This is a genomic window from Vibrio sp. R15-SG3-ISO1B (assembly GCF_059833835.1).
Map to the genome: position 1 here is coordinate 12,752 of NZ_JCBDGG010000043.1, position 13,120 is coordinate 25,871.

12 protein-coding genes are annotated in these 13,120 nt (G+C 36.1%); all 12 read right to left on the bottom strand.

Annotated features, from left to right (window positions below):
- Window positions 1-5: 5 nt before the first annotated feature.
- Window positions 6-1,028: a hypothetical protein gene (locus tag AC6R0S_RS12580; RefSeq protein ID WP_500638043.1), complete on the bottom strand. Its 1,023-nt coding sequence runs from the start codon at window positions 1,026-1,028 to the stop codon at window positions 6-8.
- Complete coding sequence (locus AC6R0S_RS12585) at window positions 1,015-2,202, bottom strand: glycosyltransferase family 4 protein (RefSeq protein ID WP_500638044.1); 1,188 nt, start codon at window positions 2,200-2,202, stop codon at window positions 1,015-1,017. The genes AC6R0S_RS12580 and AC6R0S_RS12585 overlap by 14 nt, the downstream gene beginning before the upstream one ends.
- Window positions 2,163-3,602, bottom strand: coding sequence for an oligosaccharide flippase family protein (locus AC6R0S_RS12590; RefSeq protein ID WP_500638045.1), 1,440 nt, complete (start codon window positions 3,600-3,602; stop codon window positions 2,163-2,165). Before AC6R0S_RS12590 ends, AC6R0S_RS12585 begins: the two co-directional genes overlap by 40 nt.
- The gene (gene wzy / locus AC6R0S_RS12595; RefSeq protein WP_500638046.1) at window positions 3,574-4,980 is read right to left on the bottom strand and encodes an O-antigen polysaccharide polymerase Wzy; all 1,407 of its coding nucleotides are present in this window, start codon (window positions 4,978-4,980) and stop codon (window positions 3,574-3,576) included. Before wzy ends, AC6R0S_RS12590 begins: the two co-directional genes overlap by 29 nt.
- Window positions 4,977-5,681 (bottom strand): acylneuraminate cytidylyltransferase family protein, encoded by a 705-nt coding sequence (locus AC6R0S_RS12600; protein ID WP_500638047.1) that lies wholly within the window; start codon window positions 5,679-5,681, stop codon window positions 4,977-4,979. Before AC6R0S_RS12600 ends, wzy begins: the two co-directional genes overlap by 4 nt.
- Window positions 5,678-6,742 carry a nucleotidyltransferase family protein gene (locus tag AC6R0S_RS12605; protein ID WP_500638048.1) on the bottom strand — a complete coding sequence of 355 codons (1,065 nt, stop codon included), beginning with the start codon at window positions 6,740-6,742 and terminating at the stop codon, window positions 5,678-5,680. The genes AC6R0S_RS12600 and AC6R0S_RS12605 overlap by 4 nt, the downstream gene beginning before the upstream one ends.
- 89 nt (window positions 6,743-6,831) lie before the next feature.
- Window positions 6,832-7,527 carry an HAD family hydrolase gene (locus AC6R0S_RS12610; RefSeq protein ID WP_500638049.1) on the bottom strand — a complete coding sequence of 232 codons (696 nt, stop codon included), beginning with the start codon at window positions 7,525-7,527 and terminating at the stop codon, window positions 6,832-6,834.
- A gap of 1 nt (window position 7,528) precedes the next feature.
- Complete coding sequence (locus AC6R0S_RS12615; RefSeq protein WP_500638050.1) at window positions 7,529-8,476, bottom strand: ATP-grasp domain-containing protein; 948 nt, start codon at window positions 8,474-8,476, stop codon at window positions 7,529-7,531.
- Between the two features lies 1 nt (window position 8,477).
- A complete protein-coding gene (gene neuB, locus AC6R0S_RS12620) occupies window positions 8,478-9,497 on the bottom strand; it encodes an N-acetylneuraminate synthase (RefSeq protein ID WP_500638051.1) in 1,020 nt (339 codons plus the stop codon).
- Entirely contained in the window at window positions 9,484-10,641 is a 1,158-nt protein-coding gene (gene neuC / locus AC6R0S_RS12625) for a UDP-N-acetylglucosamine 2-epimerase (RefSeq protein ID WP_500638052.1), read from the bottom strand. Before neuC ends, neuB begins: the two co-directional genes overlap by 14 nt.
- Entirely contained in the window at window positions 10,638-11,786 is a 1,149-nt protein-coding gene (locus AC6R0S_RS12630; protein ID WP_500638053.1) for a LegC family aminotransferase, read from the bottom strand. The genes neuC and AC6R0S_RS12630 overlap by 4 nt, the downstream gene beginning before the upstream one ends.
- A 12-nt stretch (window positions 11,787-11,798) precedes the next feature.
- Window positions 11,799-12,989, bottom strand: coding sequence for a UDP-N-acetylglucosamine 4,6-dehydratase (locus AC6R0S_RS12635; protein WP_500638054.1), 1,191 nt, complete (start codon window positions 12,987-12,989; stop codon window positions 11,799-11,801).
- Window positions 12,990-13,120 lie beyond the last annotated feature (131 nt).

Consider the following 13,120-nt stretch of genomic DNA (forward strand, 5'->3'; position numbering starts at 1 on the left):
TAATCCTAAATCTTTAAATATTCACGCAGACCCTGGGGCGTTTCCAAACACGTCACGGTGCCATCGTCTAAAAAATCTAATTGTGTATCACCAGGGAAAAAAACCGTCCGATACCCTAACAAATGATAACTATAAGCTAATGAAGAAAATAGAGATATAACCAAAAAAGGCCCCAAAATAGGCTCCGTTATTACTTTAGAGTATTTCTCATACCCAGAACCTTTATCAGAAGGGTGCGGTAAAAAGAGAATGTCGACATCATTAAAATTAGAACAATATTTCAAAATATCTAAAGTTTTTTCAACATGCCCAAACTGTCCAATAAAAAGAACAGTTCTCTTATTCTTCGCGCGTGCAGAATTTATTATTCGACTTCTGTCAAAGTCCAACTCAGGCGTTAGAAAAAACTTACCAACCACATAGAACTTTTCGAAAGTTACTTCTGAAACCCCATATTTTAGATATACTTCGTCAACAAAAATTTTTTTTGGCAACTCAATAACAGAAACAACACCATGCTGGCAAACAGCAAAATCTACTTTCCGATTCTTACACGCAAGTGAAATGTTGAATACTAAACGATCATAATGTCCTGCAACAAAAACTTTTCGAACACCACTATTCGATAACCATCGCTCCAATATAAGCAACTCTGCAAATGAAACAAAACCTTTACTACATAAAATATTTCGAAGTCCAACCTCTCGAATGCAAAAATACAACTCTGATATACTTAAAGATGTATTGAAATAAGAATAACCTATCTTTTTATTTAAGAATGTTATATCTTTACCTTTTGCTAAAACCTTTAGGTTTTTTCTATGCGTGTCACTCCATGATAAAAACGCTTCATTTAATTCTTTTGTTGTAAACTTCAACCTAAATGATGTCTTTAAAACCACAAAAAAAATAAAAACAAAATAATAAAGGGCTAATACTGCAAAAAAAACAACATTCAATCTAGTCAGATTGTTATTATTTAAAAAATCAAGATGTTTTTTTGCGTTGTCAATATCAACGCTCTGCATTTACAGCCTCCAACACTTTAGAATATTGCTTCCACATTGCTTCAATTGATAAGTAATTACTAAATTTCTTATAAGCTTTATCTGAATAACCGCTCAAATCCACATCATTATTGACTACTGACTCTAATACTTTTTGTATTGATTGTGAATTAGTTTCGATATAGATAACTTCCTGTTCTGTGAATACCTCAGGTATAGCACCAACTCGAGTCGTAATTATAGGCAAACATGCAGAGCAAGCTTCCAATATAGCTATAGGCAGCCCTTCATCACGACTAGGCAATACAAACATATCATAACCACCTAGAACCTCACTAACATTAGACACATTTCCCTTAAAGTTAATAATACCTTCCAAACCATTATCAATGACTCGTTTTGTTAAAAATGCTCTTTCTGGGCCATCACCTAATATGTCTATGGTGAGCTGCTCTCTAATTAATTCCGAGTCTATAAATGCATCTACTATTAAATCAAAACCTTTTCTAACTGTTAGGGAACCTACACCTACAAGCCTTATACTTTGAACATTCGATTCATACGAACTCTCATATTTAACATGCGGCACACCATTATATATTGTATAAACGAGTTTCGTTGGATACTCTTTAGAAATGGTATTTCTTAAAGACTTATTCAGAGTTACTACAGCATCCGAGTTAACAATCGCACGGGACAATACTTTTCTTAACAAACGTTCAAAAAAACCTCCTTTAATACTTGGAAAGTATAATAAAAGCTGATTAACAGGGTTGTCTGATGAATGTAAGATTGTAATCAACTTTCTATTAGTGTTTGAAATAAAAAAAGAAAGAAACATATCATTAGATATGATTGTATTTGAAAAAGAACTCTGCATTACCTTCTTAGCAACCATTTTAGCTGGGTATATATATACATAACACAACCAAAAAAAAGCAAATAACGGCACTCGAATCAGCATATTTTTAATTGCCAATAGTAATTTATTTCTCCTGTAGATAACGGTTCCTTTGCGCTCATCATGAGATGTAACTTGACTATTGTAATGCTCCCCTCCCCGATTTCCAAAATGAAAAACTCCTTGATATGACTCGTCACGAATCAAATAGTCATTCAAGTTTTTTATAAAGCTAACAACTCCATTTATACTTTTTAACGACCCCGAAGTCGCCAAAATAAAACCATTATCCATTTTTTGTCAACAACCTTTAATATAAATAGTAAAACAATAAAAACAGCCACTAAAAAGCCAACCTGTGCAATAATTAGTAAATAAAAATTAGATCCTTTTAAACAATGTAAGAACACACTGTATAGAAAACAAACCACAACAGTTGTCAATGATAACTGTACAGTAATTATAGAAAACGTATCAATTTTAGTGTAATAAACCACACTAAGTAAGATCAAAAAATTGAAAAGTATAGTGAGATAAACAAACACAATTGGGTTGGTTGAATGTCGAAAAATAAAAATAAATAAAATATTAAACCCAACAAACAGCAGAAACCAAAAGACGCTTTTTTTGAGTAAAAACTTGCTATCATTTTGGTATAACATGTAGTTATATACACTTACAATTGGTATAAGTAAAGACATGTATTTCATAAACTCTACAGAAGGTATAAAATCATCACCATATAGATGGCTTATTATTATTTCAGCATTATGAAATATAAAAAGACCAACTAAAAGCGATGTGACATACGTGAACTTAAGATATTTAGCAAAAGAGTTATTGCCCTGAGTTACATAAGGTAACAAAACAACAGCCCACGAAGTTATGATAACTAATGCGACTTGTATTAGTTTATAAGCGGCGGAATATATCCCGTAGTCAAAATTGCTAAGTATATATCCTAAAATAACCGAATCAAATTTTCCATAGAATGAGCTTGCCAAAGTCAAACCTAATATTGGCAAAGCTTTATAAATAACTGAGAAATCAGGAATACTGAGCCAGTTTACAGTAAGTAAATCTACTGATTTATAGAGAAAAACAAAACAGAGAATAAAGTTAACTGATGAATACAACATTAAAAATGTAAAGTAATCCTCACCATCATCAATTAAAAAATACATAACCAACAGAAGTAAAATCTTTAAAATAGCACCTCTAAGAAAAAGTATCTTTTGTTGCTTAAAATAAACAAACAACCAATCATTAGAAATTATTTCACCAAATACGGAAAATGCTAACAATAAAACAGATAACATTAACGTATCATCAAACTCCCCAAATAAATACCCAGCACCACCTAAAACCATTAAGAAAAAAAAAGTAAAAAAAAGTCTAATCTTTATAACATCAATAGCTTTCTCAGCTAGTTTTCTATTCGAATACTTATTTGTTCCACTCTCTTTTATAGAGTAAATAGTTAAACCAAATGTGCCTAAAACTAATGCCGAGTTAACAACACTCAAGGATAGATTAAAGATACCAAGAAGCTCTACACCAAATGCCTTCGCATACATTGGTATCATTAAAAACGGTATGATTACTGAAAAGAATATTCTTAATGTAGAAAATAATATTCCACTTGCAACTTTTTCACTTTCAACATCAGTGAGACTTGAGTTTAACTTTACCATTTACAAAACAAAACCTTGACAAGTAATACAAAAATATAAAAAACAAACAATACTTACCTAAGACCCAAAAGTTTGGGATTAAACTAGCTCTGGGCAAAAATAATATGTGAGAAATCATAAAGTAAGATAAAAATAAGATCATCCTATACTTGAGCCCTTGAATCAACAAGATAATCGCTATAGGAATTAATAGAGAACCCACAATAACATAAATTAGATTCATTACAGCTAGTTCTGCTACATATGAACTACCCAGCCCTCCACCGTTGATATAATACTGAGGATTTAACATATATGTTAGTCTATGATTAAGATTAGGTCTTATTGCAACAGCTTCATCAGTTTGGCCATGACTTAACTCATCCTTATGAAATATATATAAATATGGAAAAACGACTGGCTCTAAAAAAAATGGTACTGAATTATTATTCGAATTAAGTTCATCTCTATACAACTCTGCGAAATAAACAACATTTAAAGAGTTACCTTGTTGATAGAAGAATGTTGCTATTGAATCAAAAACATCCACCTTATAGTCCGAGTTTTTCATCCTTAAATCTACAGCCAATTGAGATGAAAGCACGAGTATAAATCCCACAATTATTAACTTTAACTTTTTCCCCCTTGATATACCAGTAGCTTTTTTTGCATTAACATACCAAAAACAATACAACAAAGGTAATACGAATAATCCACGAGCACCCTTTAGCGCATCTAAAAGACTTACGATTAAGAAAATATACAAATACCATTTTGATGATTCAAGTTTAGGATTTGATGCAATCAAAAGGAAAAAACCAGCTAAAAACAAACTATGGGAATTAGCAATTATAGCATTCCCATAGTCCACATTTCTTAACCCTCCAGTGAATAATGATAAGTAACCATTATTCATTAAGTATATTGTTTCAAGGTAATACTTATATATGATCAAAGGGGTAGCAACCAATATCACTCGCTTTGATATATTGAAGATTCTCTCATCATAATTTGGAAATGTGACTCTATCAGATAGAAAAACAAGCCCCATGTTTATAATTGAATATGAAACTGCTATATAGGTTAATATTAAATTATACTTGTTCTCTGAAAATCTCTCTATTATCAAGGAATTGATAATCAGAGCATCTTGATAACCCAAAAGATCTACAAACGGCTTTGATAATAAAAATACGATAAAAGTCAAATTAAAAAGATAGGCTAAACTTGACCAATCTTTTCTATAGGTTGACATTAAGAGCAAATTCAAAGCAACTAGAATAAATATCAACAACTCTAATTCTTTATAATCAAGCTTTAATCCTGATATTTGAAGTAAAGTTAAAGAAACTAGTAATATGCTCGAAACCAAACTTACAATTAAGTGTGCATTTCTCATATTGAATTTAGGTCATATTTGTTCAAAAAAAACTCAGCCAGTTCAAAGTCAAGCTTGTTATCTATATCAATTGATACACTATTTTCCATTAGAAAAGCATATGATTGGGAATTATAGAAAATCTTTTGTTGCTCATTTAAAGTTTTAGTATCAAAAATATAAATAGCCCCATTAAATCGATAGAATTCCTCGAGATCTTGAGAGCGCTTTAATGCTTCAGGTCGTATAAAATTATGAACAGAGCCATTTTTAGGTAAAGTATTACTCCATAATGGTGAGTGTTCACAGGGGGTAACAGATACAATTGACTGAGCTTGTTTTTCAATAAACAGCTCTAAAGCACTATCAATATGTTTGGCTGTACGTAGAGGTGACGTAGGCTGAAGTACAATGACAATGTCCACATCTTTAGCAAACTTTTCAAGAGTATAAATAAGTACACTTTCTGTTGTTGCTGTATCTGAAGCCAACCTTTTAGGCCGTAATTCTGGTATATTAATTCCACATTCACTTGCTACCTCAGCGATTTCTGAATCATCTGTACTAACAAAAATACTGTCTATGTACTTACTGTATTTTGCCGCATCAATTGACCAACATATAAGAGGTTTACCGGCAAGAGGCAACACATTTTTTCTTGGTAATCGTTTACTTCCACCTCTAGCAGGAATAAACGCTAAAACCTTTTTACCGTTTATCATTGGTCCATCCTTAAAGTTAAAATGTCGACTTGAGCTCTTTTAAAATCATCCATACGACCAATATCTAGCCAATATTCATGAATAGGGAACATAAGTACTTTTTGGCGCTCTTTCATATGCTGTTCGAGTAATGTAGGCATATCAATAATCTGGTTTTTTTCCACAGACCGAATAACTCTTGAAGAAACAACATAGATACCAGCATTTACAAAAAAGCGCTGCACTGGTTTTTCGACCATGCTTGTTATCTGGTTACCTTCACCATTAATAACACCGTATGGTATTTGATAATCATATTCACGAACACACATAGTAGCGTCCGCATCATTTTCTATATGGAAGTTTAATAACCGTTGGAAATCCACCTTGGTCAATACATCTCCGTTTATCATAATTAAAGGTAGATTACTTGGTATATCTTCAGGTAGCAAGCCTAGAGCGCCACCGGTACCTAAAGGAGTCTCTTCGTGTACATAAGAGATGCTAATCCCTAAGTCACTACCATCACCAAAATGTTGGTGAATTTGTTCTGGCATGTAGTGCGTGGAAATGTAGAAATTGTTGAAACCCGCTCTAATAAAACTCTTTATTACGGTTTCTAGAATAGGTTTACCACCAACTTTTAACATTGGTTTAGGACAGTTGTCCGTCAGCGGTCGTAAGCGAGTACCAAAGCCACCAGCCATAATAAATACTGGATTCGGGTGATTGTCTTTAATCAATGCACTATGAAGTGTTTCAAGCCCTACAACTTTACCCTTATGGTCGAGCAGAGGTATAGACAATATCTGCCTCTGTTCCATTAACTCAAGAAGATGCTCCTTAGACGCACCTTCCTGCGCAGTAATAGGGTTTAAATTCATTACTTTGGCTACAGTGTCAGTTAACATCAAACTTTCCAACAAACCTCTACGAATATCACCATCTGTGACCACACCTAGCAACCGATTGTCTTTATCTACAACTACGGCCATACGTAGAGCTTCACGATTTATGATTTCTAATGCTTGCTTAATAGTATTTGACTCTGAAATTAGCGTATTTTGCCAACAATGACTCATATTATCTCTCTGTCATCACATTCTAGCGGGGCAACCCACCAAAAATTTAATTATCTGGATTAGATGCTAACATGCAATCTAATTCACTCTTATAAGTTTCTCGGCTCGAATAGAATCATTAGTAATTTATACAATTCATCATAAGACGTACAATAATGGTGCGCTGCTTCACCGACTTGCAAATCATAAATTAAATTGTCATTCTCTGATTTGTTAGATAAATGAATTGAATGCATCCCGGAATGATTTGGGTATACGAAGTCCTTCTTGATGTTATCACCAATATAAACGCTATCTTGATGATGAACCTTCAACTTACTCAATACGTATTCAAAGGGCTCTGAACTAGGTTTTTTGACATTATCCCCCAACTCAGAGGAACATAGTATTAAATCAAAGTCTGCGGCAATACCTAAAGCATTGATCTTAGATTTTTGTATATCAAGAGGCCCATCCGTGATGATAGCAAGCTGAAACTTTTTTTTTAGCTTTTCAATATACTCGTTAAAGCCTTTATAAGGTGTTAAATCGGGCTTAAAGCTTCGGTAAGTCTTAACTAATACGTTAAAAATATAGTCTTCAGAACAAGTTATTCCGGCATTGTCGAGCGCTAAACAAAAAAGGTTTTGGTAGTTTTTTTTCTTAAACTGCTCTTCGATATATGGGTAGATATCTACAGAGTAATCTTCAAGAAATCTGTCAGCAGCAGCTCTATAACATGCTAAATTGTATTGCTGCTCTGGATAAATAGTATCATCCAAGTCAAAAATTACGAGTTTTTTCATCTCAACCTTCAGAGAATACTGACATATCATATCTCATCATAGTCAGATTTCTTTTCAAACCAGAAAACCAATCATGATCCTGACTTAAAATGTGATAAGGGCTATTCAATCCAGCCTCAATGGACAGAATTGCCCCCCCCCCAAATCTAGCATTGATCTCAATAAAGTATGGACGAGAAGTAGTCTCATCCACAATCGCTTGTAAAGTCACAGGCCCAAAGAAACCACCTGAAGATAATACCTTTTTAGCTTGCTTCTCTAATTCTGGTAGCTCAACTGTTTTACTTACGGTTACTTCCCCTCCTCGGACCCTTAGTCTTTCTCTTGGGGAAACTACCGTTTCGCCATTAATATCAACAAAGCAATCTAGAGTGTACTCTTTCCCCGAAACGTACTCTTGAAAAATAGGATCATGCTCTCCAAATTCAATTAAATAGCTTTCTAATTCGGAGGCATCAACCAGTAGTTTAGCGCCAAAGGAGCCACTTCCTTTTACTGGTTTCGCAAAGGTGGGGAAGTTTATAGATGCTTGGTCATATAACTGCGGTGTGGATACTCCAATTTGATTGAAAAAATGTGCAGTTTTTCGCTTATCTGATGATGCATCAATGATATTTACATCTGAAAGCAGGAGTTCCACATTCTTGCTGTTTACAGTCGACAAAGCGTCCCTGTGCTGCGAAAAAAACTCTAAATCAGGGTCAATCGTGCAAACCACAATGTCCACACTATTTGTTTCTATAATTTCAAGAAAACGCTCAAGTGTGTTTAAATTTCGCTCTTTCGGAAGGAGATAAATCTTATCACAAAATGACAGTGCAGGTGCGTTTGGTGTGATATCGGTACCAATAATAGTAAGGTCAATATCATTTTCTTTAGCTGCCATTTGAAAACGTTGAATCAACTCAACTCGACGTCCTGCATTTGGAAAAAGTACTGTCTTTTTCATATTATTTCTCAATCAAGTCGTCTTCGATATAGTCTCGTTCAGCGACAGTCCCAATTACCTCATCCCACAACATTGGACTTAGCCCCGTAGCTGGTCGCTTGGTGGTAATATTATCAACTGTAAGCAACTCACCTTTTTTTATTTCACAGCTAGCTACAATTGAGCGACGCGCTATCTCAATGTTTTTCTTCTCACTTTCAGAAGGGATCTTTTCACCAGAGCCACCAATAGCCGCTTGAATATTTCTAATTGATTGAACCATCAGCGCTAACTCGTCTGGCTCAATGCTCGCAATATGATCTGGTCCTGGTAAAGTACGATCTAAAGTAAAGTGTTTCTCAATACATGTAGCACCTAATGCAACAGCAGCAATTGGAACCTCAATTCCTTTTGTATGATCTGAATACCCAACAGCAATATCCAACTCATCTTTGATTTGAGTCATAGCCTTAAGGTTCACATCCCTCATAGGTGTTGGGTATTCAGTATTACAGTGGAGAACTGTGATGTTTGCTTTATCTACACCACCTTTCACCAACACATTTACGGCTTCTGTAACCTCTGCCATATCTGCCATACCAGTAGATAAGATAATCTTAATACCTTCTTCACAGTGCATACGTAGATACGGCAAATTATTTACTTCGCCTGATGGGATTTTATAGGTATCTACACCTAAAGTTTTCAACACCTCAAAAGATGGTTGATCAAAAGCAGTCGCAAGAAACGTAATCCCAAGATCATCACAATAAGCTTTTAAGCCAGCGTAATCTGATAGATCTAGATGCAGCTTTTTACACATTTCTAGTTGGCTTTCATCACTACCGGTATTTACTTCTTGGTAGTTTGCTTTACCCGCCCATTTTGTCATCACTAATTCGGGAATAGCGATTTGAAATTTAACTGCATCAACACCTGAATCCTTAGCAACTTCAATCATTTTTTTTGCCATTTGGTAGTCTGCATTATGGTTAACGCCTGCCTCTGCAATAATGTAAACGTGACTATTATTTTGCATCATAGAATTCCTTCTTGATAAGACCTTTAAGTTTGATACTTTTTAGGATATTTACGATTTTCTCTGCACTATCACCCTCACCATAAGGGTTTTTAATTTCTTGGCATTTATGTTTAAAGTCATCACTAAGAGCTAGCTTAAGTGCACGTTGTATATCATCAGACTGATATCCGACATTTATCACAGAATCAGCACGTATGCGCCCCTGTTGTCGACTACCAATGTCAATGGTCGGTATTCCATAAGAAGGGACTTCTGTTATTCCACTCGAAGAGTTTCCTACAACAGCATCAACATACCTTAATAATGAGTGATAACGACGCATACCCAATGATTCGCGAACACAAATTGAATGTGGGCTTTCTGACTTAACTTTTAAAATACTTTCGATTATCGTATCGCCCCCCGCATCATGATTTGGGTACGTGATTATGATTCCCACATCCTTTAGGTTTGATAAAGCATCGAAGAAAATATTGTTTAAAACTCGTTGCTCACCATATGTTGTTTCTGGGTGAAGAGTGACTAGAATGTTTCTCTCAAATTTATCCAAATCAAAATCTAAGAAAGATTCTAACTCGACTTTAGATACTGGTAATACTTTTTTAACGTTGTCGATACATAAATTTCCGACGTTAAATACCTTATCAGGCTGTTCACCAAGTTGTATTACTCGCTCTCTATACTCTTCCGTTGTTGGAAAATGAATATGAGATAGTTTTGTAATGCTATGTCGAATAGAGTCGTCCAACGCACCTGAAGTAACGTCTCCTCCTGAAATATGAACTACTGGGATTTTCAGTAAAAATGCAGCCATGGCTACCGATAAAATCTCATAACGATCACCTAGCAGGATGACAAGATCCGGGGGCAATTTATCAAGCTCAAAAGCAAACTTTTCTAGAGTTTCAGCCGCAGATTTTGCAACTCCAATTTCAGTCGTATCTGAAGTATCAATATCAATAACAACAAGGTCTTTGACTCCTTCAGATTTAATTTCTTGCAGTGTGCTTCCTCGTACAATGTCTGTATGACTGCCCGTAGCTAAAATAGTAACGCTAAAAAAAGGGTCTGCTTCTAACTTATCAATAAGTGGTAATAGAATCCCGAAATCCGCTCGTGTGCTAGTTACTATTGCAACTCTCATGACATCTCCGTAGGAGTACTAGGTAAATTCACTAGGCGTGCTTCGATAAACTCTGAATAAGTTAGGTCACCACGTATTGCATTCTCAAACATTGGTAATCTGTGCATGAGCTGCCAAATAGGTCGAGTCATCACGCCTGAACCATTTGTACCTTTAAGTACCTCTTTGCGACTTTCTTTATCCGGACAAATGATTGCGTTCAGCCAATAGTTTGACTTCGCATACTCTGGCTCAGTGACAAAGTCAAAATCTGTACCTTTGAAGAAGTTTTTATAGCCTTCTGCAAGCAATCTCTTTTGCTTCAAATACTGCTCGATAACTTCCAACTGTGCACATCCCAGAGCAGCATTCAGGTTAGGCATGCGGTAGTTAAAGCCAGGTTCATCATGGAAAAACTCATAAGGATGCTGCACTTTTGCTGTCGTCGTGACATGCTTAGCACGCGCACCTAGCTCTTGAGTCTTACATAACACCATGCCACCACCGCCAGTGGTGATGATCTTATTGCCGTTGAAGCTGACAGCACCATAATCACCCATAGTACCGGTGTGTTTGCCCTTATAGAACGAGCCTAGGCTTTCTGCGGCGTCTTCAACCAACGTGATGTTCCATTTCAAGCAAACAGCAACCAGTTCATCAAGCTCTACAGGGTGACCAAACGTGTGCATCGGTACAACGGCTTTGATTCTTCTACCTGTTTTTTTATGGATACACCCCGCGTCTGTGACTTCCGCATTCTCTTCTAAAAATGCATCCACAGCCTTAGGGCACAACCCTAAACTCACTGGAGATACATCCAGAAAAACAGGCTCAGCCCCCATATGATAAAGAGCATTGCAGGTTGCAACAAAAGTCAAAGCCTGCGTAATAACCAGGTCACCTCTTTGAACATCAGCCATGTACAATGCAGCATGCAATGCTGCCGTGCCATTCACTGTCGCTACTGCTTTGGCGGTACCAGTGTAAGCTTCTATTTTGTTCTCGAAATCATCAACAAACTTACCTACGCTAGAAACAAATGTACTTTCAATCGTTTCCATTACGTACGCTTTTTCGTTGCCATCAAACGTTGGTGCATGTAAGGGAATAAATTCGTCTGTTTTGTAAGTATCTCTCACAAATTCAACAATAGATTTCGCTTTCATTGAATGCTCCACTTACATCTTGCTATCGAGGTATTTGCCCGTTTCTTTGTGCCCAAAATCGGGGATCATAGTAAAGAACAGTTTCACAATCTGCTCTTTAGTCCAAACTTGCTCACCTTTCATCTCAGAGATACTGTCTTCAAACAAAGTAAGAAGTTCTTGCTCATAAAGAGGATCATTTTTGATGATGCCCAGATTTTCGAATCGAGACATATCCAGCTCTTCGTTATCTGTGAAAAACTCTTCGAAGTCTTTTTCACCCGTAGTATCACTTTCGGTAAACAAACATGGCCACTTGCCCTGCTCTGGAAGCGTATGTGCAAGTTGGCGTGCTTCTTCTTCTGTTTCACATAGGTGGGGCTCAAAGCCAAGTTGCTCTAAGTATTTCACCGCAATATCTGCAAACGAAATAAGGTGCAGAGCTTCACTCAGTTTCGGGAAGAAAATGTCACGATTTTCACCAAAGATACAAGACATTAAACATAGTTCCCCTGACTCTTGAGGAGTAACAAAGTAACGCTTGATGTCGTTTGGGGCCACAATAGGTTGGCGCTTTTGGATACGTTGGTTAAATCCGTGTAGCAACGAGCCATCAGAGAAAGCCACATTGGCAAAACGAGCCGTTGAGATTGCCATTTGTTCACTTTTACGCATCAGGAACATTTCCATAATACGCTTTGACGCACCCATCATATTGACCGGGTTTGCCGCTTTATCAGTTGAAACACAGAAGTACTTTTTCGCACCCGCATTAATAGACTGTTGGATCGTTTTATCGGTATTAAAAACGTTTACATCAATCATACGCATCAATGTATAAGGATCTTTTTCACTTCTAACATGCTTAAGCGCAGATAAATTCAGTACATAGTCGAACTGACCATCGGCCTTAATGAAAGCGTCGTACTCTAGAGAGCCAATGTCCAAAGCAAATGTTTGGAAGTCACCATCGATGTAGCCGAACGAACTACGGATATCGCGAACAAGCTCTACCATGTTGTTTTCACTAATATCGACAACATGTAGCTTCTTAGGGTTACGTTTAAAGATCTCCTTCGTTACAGCCTGGCCGATTGAGCCCGCTCCGCCAAGAACCAAAAATCGTGATTCAGAAACTATGCGTTTTAGCTCTTCATCATGCGCACTAATGTCTGTAATAAAAAGCTCTTTTTCACGACCAATTAACGGCAATATATTACCCATTGACTTTATTCCTAGCTGTAAAATTCATTTTTCTATCTCAGGTGCTTGCTAAAACGCTGAGAGACTTTATTTGATTTTGATACAGGACTACATTCGACTGCCATTTGCGAACTATTTTCGCTTAGTTCACT